This window comes from Amycolatopsis sp. NPDC043885, from assembly GCF_056435685.1.
The window spans coordinates 277,742-298,546 of the sequence record NZ_JBWKEA010000008.1 but is presented as its reverse complement, the minus strand read 5'-3'; the positions used below and the strand labels follow the sequence as shown (position 1 = coordinate 298,546).

The window sequence follows — 20,805 nt, the reverse complement described above, 5'->3', positions numbered from 1 at the left end:
TGTGACAATATATTCGGCCTGTCGACTTCACGAGAGGCGGAGCAATGGGTCACGGGCACGGGCATGGAACGGCCTCGCCGTCGAGCGCGTCAGGCCGCTACCTCAAGAGCTTGACGATCGCCCTGGTCATCGGCGCCGGCTTCATGGTCATGGAGTTCATCGTCGGGTTCGCCACGGGCTCGCTCGCGCTGATCTCCGACGCCGCGCACATGTTCACCGACGTCCTCGGTGTCGGCATGGCGCTGGCGGCCATCCTGCTCGCCCGGCGCAGCGGCCCGACGCTGACCCGGACCTTCGGCTTCTACCGCGCCGAAGTGCTCGCGGCCCTGGCCAACGCCATCCTGTTGTTCGGCGTCGCGGGCTACGTCCTGGTCGAGGCCATCGGCCGGATCAGCGACCCGCCTGCCGTGCCCGGCCTGCCCGTCTTGCTGGCGGCGGCCGCGGGCCTCGTCGCGAACATCGCCTCGTTCCTGATCCTGCGCAAGGGCGCGGAGGAGAGCATCAACGTCCGCGGCGCGTACCTCGAAGTCCTCGCCGACCTGATCGGCTCCGTGGGTGTCCTGCTGAGCGGCGCGATCACGCTGCTGACCGGCTGGCGCTACGCCGACCCGATCATCGGTGTCGCGATCGGCCTCTTCGTCCTGCCCCGCACCTACGCCCTCGCCCGCCGCGCGCTGCGGATCCTGTTCCAGCACGCGCCGAAGGGCGTCGACGTCGCCGGGATCCAGGCCGAGCTTGGCGGGCTGAAGGGTGTCGAGGACGTCCACGACCTGCACGTCTGGACGCTGACTTCGGGCATGGAGGTCGCTTCGGCGCACCTCACGATCGCGCCGACCGTGGAGCAGGCCGAGGTGCTGACCGAGGCGCAGAACCTTCTGGCGAACCGCTACTCGATCGAGCACGCGACCCTGCAGATAGAAGTGCCCCAATGCGCTCAACGTTGCCGGGAACTCTCCTGGTGACCCCCTGACGCATTTCGTCCTCTGAATGCGGTAGTTGGTAAAGCGAACTACCGCATTCAGAGGACGAAATGCGTGAGAGGAAAGGCGTCAGGCGGGGAGGGGGGCCGCGCCGCGCTCTTGGAGCATGCCCTTCATCAGGGTGATCTCGGCGCCCTGCGAAACGAGCATGCTCCGCGTCAGCGACTTCACGTCCGCGATCGACGTGTGATCGTGGCCGTACTGCGCCATCTCGGTCCCGCCCTCGTGGTGCCGCAGCATGAGCTGGAGGAAGAAGACGTCCAGCTCCTTGCCGGTCAGCGACCGCAGTTTGGCGAGTTCGGCCGACGTCGCCATGCCCGGCATCGGCGCGCCGTTCGACGGCTTCATGTCGCCGCCACCGTGCCCGCCGTGGCCGGACATCGGCTCGGTCATCCAGGTCATGTAGGCGCCGGTCGTCTGCTCGGGCTGGCCCCACAGGCCCAGCCAGCCCTTCATCCGGCCGACCTGGCCGGTCTGCGTGCGCTCGATGTCGAACGCGAGGGTCTTGATCGCCTGATCGGTCGTGTGATCCCGCGCCCAGCCCGCCATGGTGACGGCTTGGAGGTGGTGCACCGACATGTCCTGCGCGAAGCCGACCTCGACCGAGCCCGCGCCCGGTGTCGTCTGCTCCGGTTCGGAGTCGATCAGCCTGGTCGTCAGCGCGCCGAGGCCGAAGCCGAGGATCAGCATGACGACCAGGGCGGCCCCGATCACCAGCCATCGGCTCTTGGCCGACCGTGAGGCTTCGTCCTGGGGATCGGGGTCCACTTGGCTCACTACTTGCTCGCGGGCGCCGAGGGCTGGGTGGCGGGCACGGAAGGCACGCCGCTCTGGCCGGTGCCGGGCTGGTCCTGCTCCGTGCCCGCGGTGCCCTTGTAGTCCATCGGCTTCGCGTCCGGGCCCGGCGGGGTCGGGTCGAAGTCGCCCGGCTCGATCTGCGCGTCGCAGGTGGCGTCACGCTCGGGGTACGCGCCGAACGGGTTGGTCCGCAGCGCGGCGACGAACTGGTCGATCCGCTCGTCGGAGGCGGAGTCCAGCTTGAGCTGGTGGCCCCAGGACTGCACGGAGATCGGCTTGTCCAGGTTCGGGTACGGCGACATCACCATGTACGGCTTGCCCTCGACGCGCACCTTCAGCAGGTCCAGCGCTTCGCCGGTGACCTGCTGCGGGTTGTAGGCGATCCAGACCGCGCCGTGCTCGAGACCGTGGACCATGTTCTCGTTGCGGACGGCCTTTTCGTAGACGACGCCGTTGCACGCGGCCCAGGCCTGGTCGTGCGGACCGCCGAAGGGCGGGGTCTTGTCGTAGTTGACGCGCTCGGCGGCCGAGACGTGGACGGAGCCCTCGTAGGTGGCCGTGGTCACCCCGGGGATGCGCTTCGAGGGGTCCGGGTCCTGCTGCGAGGGCGCGAAGGCGGCAGCGGCCTCTTCGCGGGTCTTCTGCTCGCGCTTGGGCGCCGAAGCGACCATGTAGTAGGTGACCACCGAGGCCGCCAGGACGACGATCGCGACGACGGCGATGATCGTGCCCCAGGGCGTGCCCTTCTTGGACACGACGGAACTACGGGCGGCCTTCATGGCGTTCTTCGACGACGCGCCCTTTTTTCTGGTTGTCCCGTTAGCCATGGCTCCTGCGTTCTCCGAAAGGGGTGGTCCCTGCGCGGGCCAGTGTAGAGACCGCGCGTCTGATCACCGTGAACAGCCGGAAGATCACCGGCTTGGCTCACACCTTCCGGCGGTCGCTGCGAAGCCCGGACCAGGTCACACCTAGAATTCCGCGAGTGACTCCCGCAGCTCTCGCCGACCTGGTCCGTAACTCCGCCGTGCAGGTTCTCGCCGCGCGCGGCCTCGACGATTCCGTGCTGCCGGAGAAGGTGACGATCGAGCGTCCCCGCAATCCCGAGCACGGCGATTACGCGACCAACCTGGCGCTGCAGGTGGCCAAGAAGGCGGGCATGAAGCCCCGCGACTTCGCCGACGCGCTGGCCGAGGCGCTTTCGGCCACCGACGGCATCGAATCGGCCGAGGTCGCCGGGCCGGGCTTCCTCAACCTGCGGCTCGCGGCCGACGCGCAGGGCCAGATCGTCCAGCAGGTGCTCGACGCCGGGGAGAAGTACGGCCTCGGCGACGCGCTGGCGGGCGTCAAGATCAACCTCGAGTTCGTCTCGGCGAACCCGACCGGCCCGATCCACCTCGGCGGCACCCGCTGGGCCGCGGTCGGCGACGCGCTGGGCCGCGTGCTGTCCGCGCAGGGCGGCCAGGTCACCCGCGAGTACTACTTCAACGACCACGGCGCGCAGATCGACCGCTTCGTCCGGTCCCTGATCGCCGCCGCCAAGGGCGAGCCCGCCCCCGAGGACGGCTACGCGGGCGGCTACATCAACGACATCGCCGCCGAGGTCATCCGCCAGGAGCCGAGCGCGCTCTCGCTGCCCGACGACGAGCGGGCCGAGACCTTCCGCCGGGTCGGCATCGAGCTGATGTTCACCGAGATCAAGCAGAGCCTGCACGATTTCGGCACCGATTTCGACGTCTACTTCCACGAGAACTCGCTGCACGAGTCCGGCGCCGTGGCGTCCTCGGTCCAGCAGCTGAAGGACTCCGGGAACCTGTACTTCTCCGACGGCGCCTGGTGGCTCAAGTCCAAGGAACACGGCGACGACAAGGACCGCGTCGTCATCAAGAAGGACGGCAACCCGGCCTACATCGCCGGTGACCTCGCCTACTTCCAGGACAAGCGCAAGCGCGGCTTCGATCTCTGCATCTACATGCTCGGCGCGGACCACCACGGCTACATCGCCCGCCTGAAGGCCGCCGCGGCCGCGTTCGGCGACGACCCGGCCGTCGTCGAGGTGCTGATCGGCCAGATGGTCAACCTGGTCTCCGAGGGCAAACCCGTCCGGATGAGCAAGCGCGCCGGCACCGTGATCACCATGGAGGACCTGGTCGGAACCGTCGGTGTGGACGCGGCCCGCTACGAGCTGATCCGCTACTCGGTCGACTCCACTTTGGACATCGACCTCGACCTGCTGCGCAAGCATTCCAACGACAACCCGGTCTACTACGTCCAGTACGCCCACGCGCGGCTGGCCTCGTTGCAGCGCAACGCTTCCGACCTGGGCCTGAAAACCGATGGCGAAGTCGACTTCGGCCTGCTTACGCTGCCCGCCGAGGGCGATCTGATCCGCACGATCGGCGAATTCCCGACCGTCCTCCGCCGGGCCGCACAGCTGCGTGAACCGCACCGCGTCGCCCGGTACCTCGAAGAACTCGCCGGCGCGTACCACAAGTTCTACACCGTCGGCCGTGTCCTTCCCCAGGGCGACGAGGAGGCCACCCCCCTCACGTTCGCCCGGCTCGCGCTGTGCCAGGCCGCCCGCCAGGTGCTGGCGAACGGCCTCAACGTGCTCGGTGTCTCTGCTCCGGAACGGATGTAACGAAGAATGGCTCACCCCGCGGGCCCCCGCCACGCCGACGTCTACCCCCACGCCGACGCCTCCGGTTTCCCGCCGTCGAGTCCCGAAGAACTCGACAGGCTGTACCCGAAAGTCTGGCCCCGCAACACTTTCCGCGGCGGTGACGGCGTCGTCCGCATCGCCGGTGTCGACGTCCGCGAGCTCGCCGAGAAATACGGCACGCCGCTGTTCGTCGTCGACGAGGCCGACTTCAAGTCCCGATGCGCCGACTACGCCGAGGCGTTCGACGACCCGGCGCTCGTGCACTACGCGTCCAAGGCGTTCCTGTCCATCGAGATCGCCCGCTGGGTGGCCGAACAGGGGCTGAGCCTGGACGTCTGCAGCGGCGGCGAGCTCGCCGTCGCGCAGCGCGCGAACTTCCCGGCGGAGCGGATCACCTTCCACGGCAACAACAAGTCGTTGCCCGAGCTGGAAGCCGCCGTCGAAGCCGGCGTCGGCACGGTCGTGGTCGACTCCTATCACGAGATCGCGCGGCTGGCCGACGTCGCCGCCCGGCACGACGTCGTGCAGAACGTCCTCATCCGGGTGACCGTCGGCGTCGAGGCGCATACCCACGAATTCATCGCGACCGCGCACGAGGACCAGAAGTTCGGTTTCTCGCTGGCTTCCGGTGACGCGGCCGAGGCCGTGCGCCGCGTGCTCAACGCGCCGTCGCTCAAGCTGATCGGCCTGCACAGCCACATCGGTTCGCAGATCTTCGACGCCGACGGTTTCGAGGTCGCCGCCCGCCGCGTGGTCGGCCTGCTGGCCGAACTCGCCAAGGAGCACGGCACCGATCTGCTCGACCAGTTGTCGATCGTCGACCTCGGCGGCGGTTTCGGTATCGCCTACACCGACAAGGACAACCCGCCCCCGCCCGCGCAGATGATCACGCAGATCCGCGAGATCGTCCGCAAGGAATGCGAGTACGCGGGCCTTCCGGTGCCGAAGATCGCCGGCGAGCCGGGCCGCGCCATCGCCGGCCCCGGCACGATCACGCTGTACGAGGTCGGCACCATCAAGGACGTCTCGCTCGGCGACAAGGCCGCCCGCCGCTACGTCAGCGTCGACGGCGGCATGAGCGACAACATCCGCACCGCGCTCTACGACGCCGTGTACGACTGCCGTCTCGTATCCCGGTCCGCGGACGACGACGGGGACGGCCAGGTCGCCGCCGCGTTGTCCCGGGTCGTGGGAAAACACTGTGAGTCCGGCGACATCGTCGTCCGTGACTGCTGGCTCCCGGACACCCTTGCTCCCGGCGACCTGCTCGCCGTGGCGGCCACCGGGGCGTACTGCTACTCGATGGCCAGCGGGTACAACCGGCAGCCGCGGCCCGCGGTGGTGGCCGTGCGCAACGGCAGCGCCCGCGTGCTGCTGCGGCGGGAGACGACGGACGACATGCTGCGCCTGGAGGTCTAGCAAGTGTCTACTGTGGACGAACGCGTGATCAGGGTCGCCCTGCTGGGCTGCGGGACGGTCGGCGGCGAGGTGGTCCGGCTGCTCACCGAGCAGGCAGGGGAGCTCGCCGCGAGGGCGGGCGCCAGGGTGGAGCTGGCCGGTATCGCGGTGCGGCGCCCCGACAAGCACCCCGAGCTCCCACCGGAACTGGTGACCTCCGACGTGACGAAGCTCGTCACCTCCCCGGACGTCGACGTCGTCGTCGAGCTGGTCGGCGGCATCGAGCCGGTGCGGCAGTGGCTGCTCGACGCGCTCAAGGCCGGGAAATCCGTTGTCACGGCGAACAAAGCGCTGCTCGCCGAGCATTCCGCGGAGCTGTTCGAGGCCGCCGACGCGGCGGGCGTGGACCTGTATTTCGAGGCGGCCGTGGCCGGGGCGATCCCGTTGCTGCGCCCGCTGCGCGAATCGCTGGCCGGCGACCGCATCACCCGCGTGATGGGCATCGTCAACGGCACCACCAACTACATCCTGTCCGCGATGGACTCCACCGGCGCCGGTTACGCGGAAACGCTGGAAGAGGCGAGCAGGCTCGGCTACGCGGAGGCGGACCCGACCGCCGACGTCGACGGTTACGACGCGGCGTCCAAGGCCGCGATCCTCGCCTCTCTCGCGTTCCACACCCGGGTGACCGCGTCCGACGTGCACCGCGAAGGCATCGCCGATGTCACCGCGTCGGACCTCGCCGCGGCGAACGTCTTGGGCCGCACGGTGAAACTGCTCGCCATCTGCGAGCGTGTGACCGCCGACGACGGCACCGAGTCCGTTTCGGCGCGCGTGCATCCGGTGATGATCCCGCGCAACCACCAGCTCGCCGGGGTCGGCGGCGCGTACAACGCCGTCTACGTCGAGGCCGACGCCGCTGGTGAGCTCATGTTCTACGGTCAGGGCGCCGGTGGCGCGCCGACCGCGAGTGCCGTGCTCGGCGACCTCGTCGCGGTGGCTCGAAACCGGGTCGTCGGCGGACGTGGCCCGCGCGAATCCGCGCATGCCGCGCTCCCGGTCAGGCCGATGGGCCAGACGCCGACGCGGTACCACGTCAGTCTCGACGTGGCCGATCGAGCGGGCGTCCTCGCCCAGGTGGCCCAGGCGTTCGCCGGGCACGGTGTCAGCATCGCCGCCGTGCGGCAGCGCGACGCGAACGACACGGCCAGCCTGGTCGTGGTCACCCACCTGGCGCCGGACGCGGCATTGCGGTCCACTGTGGACGACATTGCCGAACTCGATGTGGTGAACCAGGTCGTCAGTGTGATGCGCGTGGAAGGCGAAGACCAGTGATTCCCCAACCGTGGCCCGGGATCATCCAGGCTTATCCCGACCGGATCCCGGTCCCGTCCGGCGCGAAGGTGATCACCCTCGGCGAAGGCAACACCCCGCTGCTGCCCGCCCCGCACCTCTCGGAACTGACCGGCTGCGAGGTCTACCTCAAGGTCGAAGGCGTGAACCCGACCGGGTCGTTCAAGGACCGCGGGATGACCGTCGCCATCACGCACGCGCTCGCCAGCGGGCTCAAGGCCGTCATCTGCGCCTCCACCGGCAACACGTCGGCGTCGGCCGCCGCCTACGCGGCCCGTGCCGGGCTCACCTGCGCGGTGCTGGTGCCTCAGGGCAAGATCGCGATGGGCAAACTCGCCCAGGCGGTGCAGCACGGCGCGCGGATCCTCCAGGTGGACGGAAACTTCGACGACTGCCTCGAACTCGCGCAGAAGACCGCGATCGACTACCCGGTGACCCTGGTCAACTCGGTCAACCCGGTGCGCATCGCCGGCCAGAAGTCGGCCGCGTTCGAGATCTGCGACGTCCTCGGCCGGGCGCCGGACATCCACTGCCTGCCCGTCGGCAACGCGGGCAACATCACCGCCTACTGGGCCGGGTATTCCGAGTACGCGGGCGACGGTGTGGTGAAGAACACCCCGCGGATGTTCGGGTTCCAGGCGGCCGGTGCCGCGCCACTCGTGCACGGCGAGCCGGTGGCCGATCCCGACACCATCGCGACCGCGATCCGCATCGGCAGCCCCGCGTCCTGGGACGGCGCGATGAAGGCGAAGAACGCGTCCGCGGGCCTGTTCGAAGCGATCACCGACGAGAAGATCCTCGAGGCGTACCGGCTGCTCGCCCGCAAGGAAGGCGTGTTCGTCGAGCCCGCTTCGGCGACCAGCGTCGCGGGTCTGCTCGCCACGGCCGCCGACGGGCGCCTGCCGAAGGGCTCGACGGTCGTGTGCACCGTCACCGGACACGGCCTGAAGGACCCGGCCACGGCGCTGGAGGGCAACGTCGAGGTCGAGCCGCTCGCCGTCGACCCGACCGCCGTCGCCACCGCGCTGGACCTGCGATGACGCTGATCGAGGTCAAGGTCCCGGCGTCGTCGGCGAATCTCGGCCCGGGATTCGACACCCTCGGCCTCGCGCTGGCGTTGTACGACCGGGTCGAAGTCCGGATCACCGACGCCGGGCTCAAGATCGAGGTGATCGACGTCGGCGCGGGCGGGGTGGACGACGTCCCGACCGACGAGTCGCACCTGGTCGTCCGCGCTTTCCGGCGCGGTTGCGAGCACCTCGGCCTCCGCCCGCCGGGCCTGCACCTGCGCTGCTTCAACGCCATCCCGCACGCCCGCGGCCTCGGGTCGTCCGCGTCCGCCGTCGTGACCGGTGTCGCGGCGGCGTACGCGCTGGCTGAGAAGGCCCTGGACGACGACGCGCTGCAGCTGGCCGCCGGGTTCGAGGGACACGCCGACAACGCCGCGGCGAGCCTGCTGGGCGGCTTCGTGGTGGCCTGGACCGAGGGCGAGCGGTTCCGCGCCGAACGGCTCCAGCCGCACCACGACATCCGGCCCGTGGTCGCCGTCCCGGCGCTGCGGTCCTCGACCGACGCCACGCGCGGGCTGCTCCCCGCCCAGGTCCCGCACGCCGACGCGGCCTTCACAGCAGGCCGCGCGGCGCTCGCGGTCCACGCGCTCACCTCGCGCCCGGACCTGTTGCTCTCCGCGACCGAAGATCGGCTCCATCAGCACTATCGGGCGCCCGCGTACCCGGCGAGCAGTGAACTGGTGCGCGCGCTGAGGGCCGAAGGGGTGGCCGCGGCCATCTCCGGAGCCGGTCCGACCGTGCTCGCGCTGACCACCGGGGGAATACTCCCGGCAGGCGTCGACGTTACGTCTTTCGACGTCACCGAGCTGCCGATCGATCCGGGCGGCGTTCAGGTTGCGGCTCAGTAAAGCCTCGGTCACAGGCCGGAGCCCCATCCCGCCACGCGGGGGGTGGTTGTTGCACCGGACCGTGGCGCGGTCTACCCTCGGGGGCGTTCGATCACCGTGCGTTTCCGCACCCGGTGCCGGTCCAGGTGACCAGTGTCATCCTTGGCCCGCATCCTTCGTTGATCCGCCAGTTCCGTACACCGCCTGGCAAGCGGGGAGTAGCGGATGGACGCAGGCGGGTTCCCGGTTCCGGCGGTGCCGAATTCCGCTTCCTCCGTTTGGAGGACGCAAATCCCTGTGCTGGAGGCCTTCTAGCTGTGTTCAACACGGCCGAGGAGCTGATCGCCCGTATCGGGGGCCAATTACGCCGTTTCGCAATCGGACGCGAGCGGCGGTCCGCTGATCCACCTGGAGGCGTGGATCGGTCAGGAAGGACATTTGTGAGCAACACCGATCTTTTGAGCGACGTCGAAGGTGGCGCCGCCGAGTCGAACGGCGCCGTCGCTCCCAAGCGCACGGTCGGCGGATTGACCGGCAAGACCGTCGCCGAACTGCGCTCGATCGCTGGGGACCTTGGCATCGGCGAGACCACGGGTATGCGCAAGGGCGATCTGATCGCGGCCATCCGCGAGCGCCAGGGCAAGACCAAGCGCAAGACCCCCGCCGCGGCGAGCGAAACGCTTCCGCTCGAGGGGATCGATGCACCGCGCAAGGCCCCCAAGGCCGAAGCGCCCAAGACGGAGGCCCCGAAGCAGGAAGCCCCGAAGGCCGAAGCAGCTCCGGCCGAGGCTCCTCGCGCCGAGAAGACCGAGAAGGTCTCGGAGAACGGCTCCGCGCCCGCCGCCGAGCGGCCCGCGCAGCAGGAGAACTCCCAGCAGGACGGCCAGCCGCAGCAGGAAGAGGGCGGCCGCAACCGTCGTCGCCGCGGCTCCAACCGTGCCGCGGGTTCGCCCGAGCAGGGCGGTCAGCAGCGTGAGCGCGGTGAACAGCGTGACCGTGGCGAGCGCGGTGACCGGGGTGACCGCAACGAAGGCGGTAACCGTCAGGGCAACCGCGACGGCCGTGGCCAGGACAACCGCCAGCGCAACCAGCAGGGCGGCGGCCAGGACAACAGCCAGCGCCAGGGCCAGGGCCCGCAGGGCGACGACGACGAGGAAGGCGGCCGTCGCGGCCGTCGCTTCCGCGACCGTCGCCGCCGCGGTTCCGGCGGTGGCCGTGAACAGGGCGGTTCGCCCGACACCGAGATCCGCGAGGACGACGTCCTGCTGCCCGTCGCGGGCATCCTGGACGTGCTCGACAACTACGCGTTCGTGCGCACCTCGGGCTACCTCGCCGGGCCGAACGACGTGTACGTCTCGCTTTCGCTGGTCCGCAAGTACGGCCTGCGCCGCGGTGACGCCATCACCGGTGTCGTGCGCCAGCCGCGTGACGGCGAGCAGCAGCGGCAGAAGTTCAACCCGCTGGTGCGTGTCGACTCGATCAACGGCCTGGAGCCGGACGAGTCCAAGCGTCGTCCCGAGTTCACCAAGCTGACGCCGCTGTACCCGAACGAGCGGCTGCGTCTCGAAACCGAGCCGCACAAGCTCACCACCCGCGTCATCGACCTGGTGATGCCGGTCGGCAAGGGGCAGCGTGCCCTGATCGTGTCGCCGCCGAAGGCGGGCAAGACGACGATCATGCAGGACATCGCGAACGCGATCTCGACGAACAACCCCGAGTGCCACCTGATGGTCGTGCTCGTGGACGAGCGTCCGGAAGAGGTCACCGACATGCAGCGGTCGGTGAAGGGTGAGGTCATCGCCTCGACCTTCGACCGCCCGCCGTCCGACCACACCTCGGTCGCGGAGCTGGCCATCGAGCGGGCGAAGCGCCTGGTCGAGATGGGCCACGACGTCGTCGTGCTGCTCGACTCGATCACCCGTCTGGGCCGTGCGTACAACCTGGCGGCCCCGGCGTCCGGCCGGATCCTCTCCGGTGGTGTCGACTCGACGGCGCTGTTCCCGCCGAAGCGGTTCCTCGGCGCGGCGCGCAACATCGAGAACGGCGGTTCGCTGACGATCTTCGCCACGACGATGGTCGAAACCGGGTCCACCGGTGACACGGTCATCTTCGAAGAGTTCAAGGGCACCGCGAACGCGGACCTCAAGCTCGACCGGAAGATCGCCGAGCGGCGCGTGTTCCCCGCGGTGGACATCAACCCGTCCGGTACCCGTAAGGAAGACCTGCTGCTTTCGCCGGACGAGCTCGCGGTCACCCACAAGCTGCACCGGGTGCTGCACGCGCTGGACTCGCAGCAGGCCATCGACCTGCTGATCTCGCGACTGCGCAAGACGAAGACCAACATCGAGTTCCTCATGCAGGTCTCGAAGACGGCCCTCGGCTCGAACGACGACGACTGATCTTTTCGGTCGGTAAGTACATGAAGGCCCCCTTCCCTGCGCCAGGCGCAAGGAAGGGGGCCTTCATGTACTCGGGGCGTATGTCAGCGAGGTGAGGTCGTGAAGGCCTCCTTCCCTACTCTCAGGGTAGGGAAGGAGGCCTTCACGGACGGCGGTCCATGCAGGGAGGAAGCCGTGGGTTCGGTGCCGGGGCGCATCGTCGTGTACGGGGTCACCGGCTCGGGTAAGTCGACGCTGGCGCGAAAGCTGGCCGAGCGGACCGGGCTGCCGTGCCATTCGGTCGACGACGAACTCGCCTGGCAGCCAGGCTGGGTGCCCGTCCCCGACGACGAGCAGCGACGCCGGATCGGCGCGCTGGTCGCGGGGGAGCGCTGGGTCATCGACGGGATGTTCGCCAAATGGCGCGACATCGCGTTGCCCCGCGCCGAACTGGTCGTCGCGCTGGACTATCCGCGCTGGGTTTCGCTGAGCCGTCTGGTGCGCCGGACCGTGGTGCGGTGTGTCACCCGTCGGCGGATCTGCAACGGCAACGTCGAGACGCTGCGGGGCATGCTCTCCGGCGACTCGATCATCGTGTGGCACTTCCGCTCGTTCGCGCGCAAACGGCGCACGATCCGCGGCTGGGTCGCGGATCCGGCGGTGCCGGTGGTGCGGCTGACCTCGCCGCGCACGACGAAGCGCTGGTTTGCGTCGATCGAAGGTCCGTGAAGGCCTCCTTCCCTACTCTCAGGGTAGGGAAGGAGGCCTTCACGGACGGCGGTCCAAGCGATGGCTCAGCGGTGCGGAACCGCAGCGGGAGTCCAGCCGCGGTAGTTGTTGAAGTAGTGCACGCTCGACGCGTGGCCGATCTTGCCGCCGATGCTGGAGGCGTAGATCCCGCCAGAGCCGTCGGCGATGCCGACGTGGCCCCACTGGCTGATGTTCCAGTACACGAAGGAGCCCTTCGGCGGCGTCCCGGTCGTGTGCTTCGGGCTCGCGCCGTTCCAGTGCGCGTTGGCCGAGGCCCAGACGCCGGTGGTCCCGTACGCGTTCTCGACGGCCTTCTCACAGAGGCCCTGGTACGCGGTGGAGCCCATGTGGTTCTTGAACCACTGGACGGCGCCGGCGGGCGTGCCGTCGCCGGCGCCCTGGATGGCCAGGTCGCCGTCGGACAGGGTGGTGAACGTCCCGGCGGCCGGGTTGATGTCGGCGGCGGTGATGGTGGCGGCCGTTTCGGGGGCGGCCGGAGCGGCTCCTGCGACCGGAGCCACTGCGAGGGCCGCGATGGCCAGCGCGGCGACGGAGGCCGGCTTCGCCACCTTGGCGAGGATGGTGCGCATGATCAGTACCTCCTGTTGAGGAATCACCAACAGGCGGAGCATCACGTGATCAAGTACAAATTTCGTACAACTGGATGTCGATAGTTGATAACTCAACGTAGTGGAATATGCCGAGGGTGGGGTGCGTTGACGCCACTGCCAGCACATCTGGCAAAATCATCCGCTGAAGTCCGGCACCGGTTCACCCCGCACGGGGACCCGGGGCCAACGAGAGAGGACACCATGAAAAGCGGTATTCACCCCGAGTACGTGGTCACGCACGTGAACTGTGACTGTGGCAACGAATTCACCACGCGCAGCACCAAGACCTCCGGCAACCTCCACGTCGAGATCTGCTCGAACTGCCACCCGTTCTACACCGGCAAGCAGAAGCTCATGGACACCGGCGGCCGCGTCGCGCGCTTCGAGGCTCGCTACGGCAAGCGCAAGAAGGCCGAAGACGCCAAGTAGCTTGAACGACGGCGCCTACCCGCATGTCCGGGTAGGCGCCGTTTTTCATGGTTCTATCAGGGTCCGTTGAGAGGTGGAGTGGTGGATTCGAGTTCGCTGAAGGGTCTGCTCGAAGAGCATGCCCAGCTGGAAGAGCAGCTGGCCGACCCGTCCGTGCACGCCGACCAGGCGCGCGCTCGCAAGCTCGGCCGCCGGTACGCGGAGCTGAGCCCTGTCGTCAAGACGGTCCGCGAGCTCGACACCGCCCGTGAAGACCTCGAGACGGCGAAGGAACTGGTGGCGGAAGACTCGGCCTTCGCGGCCGAGGCCGAGGAGATCTCCGCCAAGATCCCCGTGCTCGAAGCCAAGCTCACCGAACTGCTCCTGCCGCGCGACCCGTACGACGGCTCCGACGTGGTCATGGAGATCAAGTCGGGTGAAGGCGGCGAGGAATCGGCGCTGTTCGCCGGCGACCTGCTGCGTATGTACCTACGCTACGCCGAGCGTCACGGCTGGAAGGCCGAGGTGCTCGACTCGGTCGACTCGGACCTCGGCGGTTTCAAGGACGTCACCGTGTCCATCAAGAGCCGTTCCGCCGAGGCCGACGGCGTCTGGGCGCGCCTGAAGTTCGAGGGCGGGGTGCACCGCGTGCAGCGCGTGCCCGCCACCGAATCGCAGGGCCGCATCCACACTTCCGCGTCCGGCGTGCTCATCTACCCCGAACCCGAGGACGTCGAGGTCGAGATCGACCCGAACGACCTGCGGATCGACGTCTACCGCTCGTCCGGCCCCGGCGGCCAGAGCGTGAACACGACCGACTCGGCGGTGCGGATCACCCACCTCCCGACCGGCGTGGTCGTCTCGTGCCAGAACGAGAAGTCGCAGATCCAGAACCGCGCCCGCGCCCTGCAGGTGCTGCAGGCCCGCCTCCAGGCGATCGCCGAGGAGGAAGCCGCCGCGAAGGCGTCGGACGCGCGCCGCTCGCAGGTCCGCACCGTCGACCGCTCCGAGCGGGTCCGCACCTACAACTTCGCCGAGAACCGCATCGCCGACCACCGGGTGAACTACAAGGCGTACAACCTGGACCAGGTCCTCGACGGCGATCTCGACGGCGTGCTGGACGCGCTCATCACCGCGGACCGCGAAGAGCGGCTGGCGGCCCACGCCGGCTGAGGCGACGGGATCAGAGCCACGACCTCGGTGCCGGCCCGTTGTCGAAACGGCCCTCGTCGAGCTGGTCCTGGAGGTATTCCTCCAGATAGCTGTGCCGGTAGCTTCCGTCCAGGATGCCGACGGCCGCTGCTTCGGCTTCACCGATGAGACGGAAAGGTCCTTCTATGGGGCCCGCGCCACCGTACTCGCCGAAGCGATCCCCAGAGGCGGTCACCGCGCTCCAGTAGAGATCGGGTGGATCGGGGAAGAGTTCGAGCAGCGCCGGATGATTGCCGAGGATCGGCCACGTACCGTTCCTGATCAACCGGTGGCCCGTGTGGATCGGGATGTGCCGAGCGCGATGGCCACCGACGTCGCCGACCTGCGGCTGAGGGAAGACGCCTTCCAGCAGCCCGATGGCGAGGCCTGTGCTGTCGTCGCCGATCACCACCGCCAAGTGGTGCCCCCGCGGCTGCGCGGGGATCGCGATGACGTCGCCGGTCTTCGACCGGAAACTCTTCTTGGCTTTCGGCAACGTCAGCGCTTGGATGTTCTCGGCCGTGATATCGGCGAAGACGCGTTCGCCGGCCTGTAGGACCTCGAAGACACAGTTCGCGAGATCCCCGGGCGACATCGTCCGGGTGCCGCCGCCGGTATGCCGATCCACGAGAAGTGCCAGGAACGCGCCCGCCTCGGCGAAAGTGTTGTCGTTGAGGGAATCCATCCTGTCCGAGGGTTCGGCCTTGTACCACCGGCCGTTCTTCCTCTTCGCCTTCATCAGGAGAGGGAAGGGTGAGCCGGGAACGACGTCCTCGTCAGGCTGAATCGAGAGGCTCAGTACTTCGAGGAATTCACCGAGTGTCGGCTCTTCGCCGATCTCCTCGATGAACGCCTCGAACACGAAGTCCAACGCCTCCAGGGCGCTTCTCAGATCTGGTGGGTTCACGATGTCCCTAGCCGGGCTCGGTGTAGAACGGATCGTCCTCCAGCGCGGTATGGACCGCCCGGACGGACATGTTCACCTGCGACAGTCTGCCGGTCACCTCGTCCGCGACTCGCCTGAGCGCTTCTTTGCCGCTTTCCCCTTCCAGAGCCGGGAAAGCCGACAGCAACACCGCTTCGCAAGGACCCGCGTCCGTGCTGATCCGGACCAGCGACGCCGAAAGGTCGGCCGCGGGACGACCGCACAGGTCCACGGCCGACCGCAGGTCACCGGTGGGGACATAGAGATGCACCCGCGAAATCACATCGGTTTCGGCGCGCGGGGTGAAATCGTGCCTGGTGACGTACGCGGGCTCACGTGGATCGGTGCCGCCGACGGACGCCATCAGCGAATAGAGAGTGAATCCGTCCGCTCGGATGTCGTAGCCGTCGTAGCTTCCGTATTGTCCGGTCTCTGGCGTGCCGTGAATTTCGAAGAATTGCGCATTCAGGCTGAAGTGGAAAAGCGCGGGTACCGCGGCTCGATGCAGTGTTTCGGTGGGATCTTCGCCGTCGGCCGGAGGCGTGCGATATCCGACGGAGACCAGATACCCCGTCCAACCGCCTTCGGGGTCCGCCCGGCAGATCTCCAGCTCGGTGGCCTCGAACTCGCCGATGAGACGTTCGCCCAGCGCGGCGGCCGCGGCGAAGTCCTCGGTCTCGATATTCGCGGATATCCGCGTGACGACCGTCGTTTCCCGGAGATCCATGACTATCGCGTGAGCCCTTCGGCGACAACAGATGCGCCTCAGTCTACGTGTGTGGAGAAAGGCCGGTCGGATCGGGCCGTCCACGTTCGCCGTTGACCGCCCACCGGGCGCGTGGCTGGCCGAGTGGAGCCGCCACGTGCCCGGTAAGAATTGATCAGCCGCTCGTTTCAGGGGAAGGTTGTTTGTGTTCGCGTTGCGATGTGGCAAATATCAATTCAAGTTCTTGGCCCTCTTGTGAATTCCTGGTGATGCGGATTCCCGACGCGGCCACGAAACCATCGAAGTTCGAGCCGGACAACTTGATCAAGAGGCGGGGAAAGTGAAGTATCTCGGGATAGTCGCCGTGTTTGTCGATGATGGAGAAGCCGAACGGTGGCATGTAATGCCGGCTCGCTTCTATTCGTTCGACGCCATCGAACAAGACTTGGATTACGTCATCAATGCTTTCGCTGTAGCCATGAAAGAACAACTGTGAGTGGCTTGCTGTATATTGCGACAAGCTGAACCCGCGGTCGCTGGACCACGTCAGGTCGGCTGAATGCTTGCTTGAGGGGATGGGCCACCACCTTTGATTGTGTGATAACGGACATTCTACCTGTGATCAGTAGCATGGCGTTACCGGCTGACCTCCGGCGTTGAACGGATTGACCACAATTTTACCCTTGCAGTAGAAGATGACTCTGTTCCAGGCGTGAGATGCCTCCCTGATCTCGTTGAGCTCCCACGCCGTCAGATGGCCATAGTCGGTGAGCGGATTCCGGCCGACGCCGCCATTTGCGAACTTTACGGGGTCGGGAATTCCGTCAAGATTGAAATGAATTCTGGTAATGCCATCGTCGATGGCCTCCATGATGTGCTGGAACCATGGCTTGGATTTCGATCAGTGATTGTATGTCGCAGCGCCTATCTCCCAGCCGAACAGTTCCAGCGAGGAAACTCCATCTATTGTGCGGTCGCGCCCGAGGGCGATGTCCGTGCAGCCAGTGTTGTGGACCAGCACGAAAGTCGACCCAATTGCCGTGTAGTAGGTGTGCAGGTCGGCGACAGTGAAATTGAATACTTGGATTGATTCATCGTACGTTCGAACCGAGGTGATCAGCTCCGAAGCTCCGGATGGGCTTCGGAGGTGTGAGCCCGGCCGAAGATCTTTCGCGGCAAACCCACGAATCGCTGTCTTCGTTCCAGAACGGATGGTCATCGGTGGTTCGAAGAACTTCTCCGGTTTCAGAGGTGTCGAGTCGAAGCTCAACCAGGTGTTTCAAGCCCTGCCCATTCACCAACTGGGTGACCGGTTTGGCCGCTGTCTACCTGCTGTTGGATATGCCGGCCTTCCTCGCCGGTGCGGCTCCGGAGAAACTGCTCACCGTCTACGTCAGCGCCACCGACGTCTGGACGCAGCTCACCATGGGAGCACCGTCGATCTGGCAGTTCTTCCGGGGTGAAAAAGGCCTCGAAGCCATGCGTACGCCCGGTGTTCTCTTCGCCGGTGTCCTCGTCTTGATCGGCTGTCTTCTCGTCCTCATCAGCCGCGCCGAGCTCACCGACACCCGGATCCTGTTGCTGGGTGCCGTGTCGACGATTCTCGTCCCGTTCGTGTTGCCGTCGATGCACGACCGGTACTTCTACCTCGCCGACATCCTCACCGTGCTGCTCGCGTTCCACCTTCCCCGGCGACTTTGGTTCCTGCCGCTCGGGATCCAGTTCACCTCGTTGTTCAGCTACGTTCCCTTTCTCTTCTGGGCCAAGGGAGGTGCTGAGGGCATCGACTTCCGCATCCTCGCCGCGATTCAGTTGGTACTCCTCATCGCGCTCCTGCGCGAGACGACGCGGGAACTGTGGAGTCGACCCAGGTCGCAGCTGAGCACACCGCTACCGGAAAAGCCCTAGCCGGCGAGCGATGGGTGGTTCAGCCCGGCGAACCGGGCTGAACCACCGCGGGTTCGGCTGCCGCCTGCCGGAAGACGATCTTCTTGTACAGGACGTAGTTCCACACCATGCCGACCGCGATGGCGCCCAGTTTCGGGATGAGCACGTTGATCCCGGGGAAGAGCTTGGTGACCCCGAAGATCACCGCGGCGTGCACGACCCACAGGCCGAAGGCCGTCACGGCGAAGAAGAGAACGGCCTGACGGCGGATGTCGCCGTCCTTCGCGCGGAAAGTGAAGTTCCGGTTGAGCGTGAAACTCAGGAGCATGCCCGCCGTGGTCGAGATGAAGTTCGCGACGAACATCGGGACCCCGAGCGTCGCCAGCAGGGCGTAGCCGAGCGCGTCGACGGCGGTGTTGAGCACCCCGACGACACCGAAGCGCACTTGGGTGCCGCTGATCGGCTTCACCGGGCGACTTGCCCGGCGTCGACGGGTGAACCGGAGCGGACCGACGCGACGCCGTAGAGCGGGCGGTTCTGCACCTGCGAGTAGGTCCGGCCGATGTAGCTGCCGAGTACCCCGAGCATGATGATCTGGATACCGCCGAGGAAGAACATCGCGGCGGTGATGAAGGCCCAGCCCGGGACGGCGGTCGTCGGCGCGAAAAGCTTGACTCCGAGCACGTACAGGATGCCGAGGAAGCTGAGCAGCGAGATCAGGTAGCCGAGCCGGGTGATCATCCGCAGCGGCGCGACGGAGAAGCCGAGGATGCCGTCCGCGGCGAAGCGGAGCATCTTGCGCAGGGGATAGCCGGTCACCCCGGCGTGCCGCTTGTCGCGGTCGAACAGGACGGCTGTCTGCTTGAAGCCGATGTAGCTGATCAGCCCGCGCAGGAACCGGTCCTGTTCGCGGTATTTGCGCAGTTCGTCGACGACCTTGCGGTCGATCAGCCGGAAGTCGCCGGTGTTACGGGGGATCTCGACGGACGCCATCTTCCGGAGGAACCAGTAGAAGGCGCCGGCGGTGAGCTTCTTGAACGCCGAGTCCTGGCGCGAACGACGCTGCGCATAGACGACGTCGAAGCCTTCTTCCCATTTGGCGATCAATTCCAGCGCAACCCTCGGCGGGTCCTGCATGTCGCTGTCCATGATGATCGCGGCGTCCGCGTCCACCAGGTCGAGCCCGGCGGTGACCGCCATCTGGTGGCCGAAGTTGCGGGAAAGTTCGATCACGGTGACGCGGGCGTCGCGCCTGCTCAGCGCGGTGAGCAGGTCCATCGACCGATCGCGGCTGCCGTCGTCGACGTAGACGAAGCTGAAGTCGTACTTGTCGACGAGCGGCGCGATCGTCTCGTCCACCGTGCGGTGGAGGAGTTCGATGTTCTCTTCCTCGTTGTAGATGGGAAAGATGAACGCGATCCGGCGTCTGTCGTGGTCCGCGGGCACTGGATACCCCCTGTGCGGTTTTCAAGAGAAGGCGGTGAGTGACTCTCACGGCCTGAGCGGAGTGATTCTAGAAGATCGCTGAAAGGCTTTTCCGGGACCCTGCCGGTTTCTCAGCCTGCCCAGTGACCTGTCGCGAACCGGATGAAGATCGCGGTACAGATCAGCGAATTCAGGTACAGCGTCGCGTAAATCACACCGCGCAGTTTCGGTCGCCATTCGGCCAAATGGACCAACGCCAAGTACATGACCAGACACGGAAGGAGATAACGGTGCACCGAGACGACGTTGCTGTTCAGCGTCAGCATCACGAAGGAGGCGATCCCGAACAGCGCGAGCGGCAGGCCTTTCGACCGCAGCGCGACGAAGAAGTAGATCGACGAGGCCACGAGCAGGACCAGGCCGATCGTCGGCAGTACGTGGCTCATCAGCGTCCACCCGGTCATCGGGCTGCCGCCGGTGAGCGCGCTCGCGGTGATCTTCAGTTCCGTCAACGTCGTGCTGAGGATGTTCGGGTTGAACTTGTGGTACGACCAGGTGCTGGCGCTTTCGAGCGCGGTGAAACTGGCGGTCGCGCTGCCGGTCTCGAGCTTCATGTACAGCATGTGCGCGCCGAGGCCGACATACGCGACCGGGAACCAGAGGATCGGCCAGGACAGCAGGCCGCGCGGCTTCCAGCCGGCGGAACGCCAGAACTCGAGGAAGCACAGCCCGATGAACACCGCGGCCGTGATCCGCGACGCGGTGAGCGGGATCAGGCACAGTCCCATCCACAGCCATTGGCGCCGTAACGCGAACAGATACGCCCAGAAGCCGAGTGCGCAGAACACCGCCTCGCTGTAGAACGAGTGCAGGAAGAAGGCGGCGGGCGCGGTCAGGAACGCGCCGACGACCAGCCAGTGCGAGCGAGTCGCGGTGAGGAAGAACCGGGCGATCTTGAGCAGGGCGACGCCTGCCAGCCAGGTCGCGATCAGGTTGACGATGAACCCGGCCGTGAGCAGGCCGAGAGTGCCGAAACTGAGGGTCTTGACCAGCCACACGCAGATCGGGAACACCGGGTAGAAGGCCCGCACCGGGATGAAGTCGCCGGTGTACGCGTGTTCGGCGATCTCGCCGTAGTTTCCCGCGTCCCAGCGGTAGGTGTGGGACAGCAGGCTCAGCGTCGAGCCGATACCGGTCTTGGGAATACCCTCGCTCGACGGAGTGGAGGGGCCGAACAGCCACGCCACCGCGGTCAGTGCGACGTTCCAGGCGAGGACGACCAAGAGGACCTTGCCGTAGTCCCCGGCCAGCCGGCCGAGCACTCGCTCGCGGCCGGATCTTCGCTCGCTCGCGTCCGCGGGAACCTTGGTGGGGCCCGCCGTGATCATGTCGGTCATGACTGAATTCCTACAGGGGCGGCACGGCATGGCCTGAGCGGG

General features: G+C 67.0%; 22 protein-coding genes. 12 read left to right on the top strand and 10 right to left on the bottom strand.

The genetic code is table 11. The features are described from left to right. The first annotated feature begins 44 nt into the window (after nucleotides 1-44). Entirely contained in the window at nucleotides 45-962 is a 918-nt protein-coding gene (locus AC069I_RS24565; protein WP_340683776.1) for a cation diffusion facilitator family transporter, read from the top strand. Nucleotides 963-1,049: 87 nt separating this feature from the next. On the opposite strand, the gene AC069I_RS24560 is transcribed toward AC069I_RS24565, so the two are convergent. Next, entirely contained in the window at nucleotides 1,050-1,748 is a 699-nt protein-coding gene (locus AC069I_RS24560; RefSeq protein ID WP_478229705.1) for a DUF305 domain-containing protein, read from the bottom strand. 8 nt (nucleotides 1,749-1,756) lie between these two features. Beyond that, nucleotides 1,757-2,557 carry a DUF3105 domain-containing protein gene (locus tag AC069I_RS24555; protein WP_478229706.1) on the bottom strand — a complete coding sequence of 267 codons (801 nt, stop codon included), beginning with the start codon at nucleotides 2,555-2,557 and terminating at the stop codon, nucleotides 1,757-1,759. A gap of 203 nt (nucleotides 2,558-2,760) precedes the next feature. Here AC069I_RS24555 and argS point away from each other — a divergent pair, with 203 nt between their 5' ends. The 7 genes from argS to AC069I_RS24520 all read left to right on the top strand — a co-directional run bounded on the left by argS (nucleotide 2,761) and on the right by AC069I_RS24520 (nucleotide 12,192). Further along, the gene (argS, locus tag AC069I_RS24550) at nucleotides 2,761-4,416 is read left to right on the top strand and encodes an arginine--tRNA ligase (RefSeq protein ID WP_478231842.1); all 1,656 of its coding nucleotides are present in this window, start codon (nucleotides 2,761-2,763) and stop codon (nucleotides 4,414-4,416) included. A 6-nt stretch (nucleotides 4,417-4,422) separates the two neighbouring features. Beyond that, entirely contained in the window at nucleotides 4,423-5,856 is a 1,434-nt protein-coding gene (gene lysA, locus AC069I_RS24545; RefSeq protein ID WP_478229667.1) for a diaminopimelate decarboxylase, read from the top strand. 3 nt (nucleotides 5,857-5,859) lie between these two features. Beyond that, nucleotides 5,860-7,170, top strand: a complete 1,311-nt coding sequence (locus tag AC069I_RS24540; RefSeq protein ID WP_478231840.1) for a homoserine dehydrogenase — start codon at nucleotides 5,860-5,862, stop codon at nucleotides 7,168-7,170. Next, nucleotides 7,167-8,228, top strand: a complete 1,062-nt coding sequence (thrC, locus tag AC069I_RS24535; RefSeq protein ID WP_478266473.1) for a threonine synthase — start codon at nucleotides 7,167-7,169, stop codon at nucleotides 8,226-8,228. The genes AC069I_RS24540 and thrC overlap by 4 nt, the downstream gene beginning before the upstream one ends. Beyond that, on the top strand, nucleotides 8,225-9,106 hold the full coding sequence (gene thrB / locus AC069I_RS24530) for a homoserine kinase (protein ID WP_478266472.1): 882 nt from the start codon (nucleotides 8,225-8,227) through the stop codon (nucleotides 9,104-9,106). Before thrC ends, thrB begins: the two co-directional genes overlap by 4 nt. A 419-nt stretch (nucleotides 9,107-9,525) precedes the next feature. Next, nucleotides 9,526-11,484: a transcription termination factor Rho gene (rho, locus tag AC069I_RS24525; RefSeq protein WP_478266471.1), complete on the top strand. Its 1,959-nt coding sequence runs from the start codon at nucleotides 9,526-9,528 to the stop codon at nucleotides 11,482-11,484. Nucleotides 11,485-11,658: 174 nt separating this feature from the next. After that, on the top strand, nucleotides 11,659-12,192 hold the full coding sequence (locus tag AC069I_RS24520; RefSeq protein ID WP_478229672.1) for an AAA family ATPase: 534 nt from the start codon (nucleotides 11,659-11,661) through the stop codon (nucleotides 12,190-12,192). Between the two features lie 65 nt (nucleotides 12,193-12,257). On the opposite strand, the gene AC069I_RS24515 is transcribed toward AC069I_RS24520, so the two are convergent. Continuing rightward, nucleotides 12,258-12,803, bottom strand: a complete 546-nt coding sequence (locus AC069I_RS24515) for a CHAP domain-containing protein (protein ID WP_478231835.1) — start codon at nucleotides 12,801-12,803, stop codon at nucleotides 12,258-12,260. Nucleotides 12,804-13,025: 222 nt separating this feature from the next. On the opposite strand from AC069I_RS24515, the gene rpmE reads away from it, so the two are divergent. Together rpmE and prfA are read left to right on the top strand one after the other, a co-directional pair. Beyond that, entirely contained in the window at nucleotides 13,026-13,253 is a 228-nt protein-coding gene (rpmE, locus tag AC069I_RS24510; protein ID WP_007028345.1) for a 50S ribosomal protein L31, read from the top strand. Nucleotides 13,254-13,334: 81 nt separating this feature from the next. After that, nucleotides 13,335-14,405, top strand: coding sequence for a peptide chain release factor 1 (prfA, locus tag AC069I_RS24505; protein ID WP_478229674.1), 1,071 nt, complete (start codon nucleotides 13,335-13,337; stop codon nucleotides 14,403-14,405). Between the two features lie 10 nt (nucleotides 14,406-14,415). Here the strand turns inward: prfA and AC069I_RS24500 are convergent, their stop codons facing one another. Continuing rightward, the gene (locus tag AC069I_RS24500) at nucleotides 14,416-15,330 is read right to left on the bottom strand and encodes a hypothetical protein (RefSeq protein ID WP_478266470.1); all 915 of its coding nucleotides are present in this window, start codon (nucleotides 15,328-15,330) and stop codon (nucleotides 14,416-14,418) included. A 7-nt stretch (nucleotides 15,331-15,337) separates the two neighbouring features. After that, on the bottom strand, nucleotides 15,338-16,075 hold the full coding sequence (locus AC069I_RS24495; RefSeq protein WP_478266469.1) for a hypothetical protein: 738 nt from the start codon (nucleotides 16,073-16,075) through the stop codon (nucleotides 15,338-15,340). A gap of 319 nt (nucleotides 16,076-16,394) precedes the next feature. Between AC069I_RS24495 and AC069I_RS24490 the strand changes: the two genes are divergently transcribed. Next, entirely contained in the window at nucleotides 16,395-16,550 is a 156-nt protein-coding gene (locus tag AC069I_RS24490) for a hypothetical protein (RefSeq protein WP_478266468.1), read from the top strand. A gap of 126 nt (nucleotides 16,551-16,676) precedes the next feature. On the opposite strand, the gene AC069I_RS24485 is transcribed toward AC069I_RS24490, so the two are convergent. Both AC069I_RS24485 and AC069I_RS24480 read right to left on the bottom strand, forming a co-directional pair. Further along, nucleotides 16,677-16,925: a hypothetical protein gene (locus AC069I_RS24485; RefSeq protein WP_478266467.1), complete on the bottom strand. Its 249-nt coding sequence runs from the start codon at nucleotides 16,923-16,925 to the stop codon at nucleotides 16,677-16,679. A 30-nt stretch (nucleotides 16,926-16,955) separates the two neighbouring features. Continuing rightward, nucleotides 16,956-17,273, bottom strand: a complete 318-nt coding sequence (locus tag AC069I_RS24480; protein WP_478266494.1) for a polymorphic toxin-type HINT domain-containing protein — start codon at nucleotides 17,271-17,273, stop codon at nucleotides 16,956-16,958. Nucleotides 17,274-17,368: 95 nt separating this feature from the next. On the opposite strand from AC069I_RS24480, the gene AC069I_RS24475 reads away from it, so the two are divergent. Beyond that, nucleotides 17,369-17,962 carry a hypothetical protein gene (locus AC069I_RS24475; RefSeq protein ID WP_478266466.1) on the top strand — a complete coding sequence of 198 codons (594 nt, stop codon included), beginning with the start codon at nucleotides 17,369-17,371 and terminating at the stop codon, nucleotides 17,960-17,962. Between the two features lie 19 nt (nucleotides 17,963-17,981). Here AC069I_RS24475 and AC069I_RS24470 read toward each other — a convergent pair whose 3' ends face one another. From AC069I_RS24470 to AC069I_RS24460, 3 genes are all read right to left on the bottom strand, one after another. Further along, nucleotides 17,982-18,410, bottom strand: coding sequence for a GtrA family protein (locus tag AC069I_RS24470; RefSeq protein WP_478266465.1), 429 nt, complete (start codon nucleotides 18,408-18,410; stop codon nucleotides 17,982-17,984). Then, entirely contained in the window at nucleotides 18,407-19,387 is a 981-nt protein-coding gene (locus AC069I_RS24465; RefSeq protein ID WP_478229681.1) for a glycosyltransferase family 2 protein, read from the bottom strand. The genes AC069I_RS24470 and AC069I_RS24465 overlap by 4 nt, the downstream gene beginning before the upstream one ends. 110 nt (nucleotides 19,388-19,497) lie before the next feature. Next, complete coding sequence (locus AC069I_RS24460; protein ID WP_478266464.1) at nucleotides 19,498-20,763, bottom strand: mannosyltransferase family protein; 1,266 nt, start codon at nucleotides 20,761-20,763, stop codon at nucleotides 19,498-19,500. Nucleotides 20,764-20,805 lie beyond the last annotated feature (42 nt).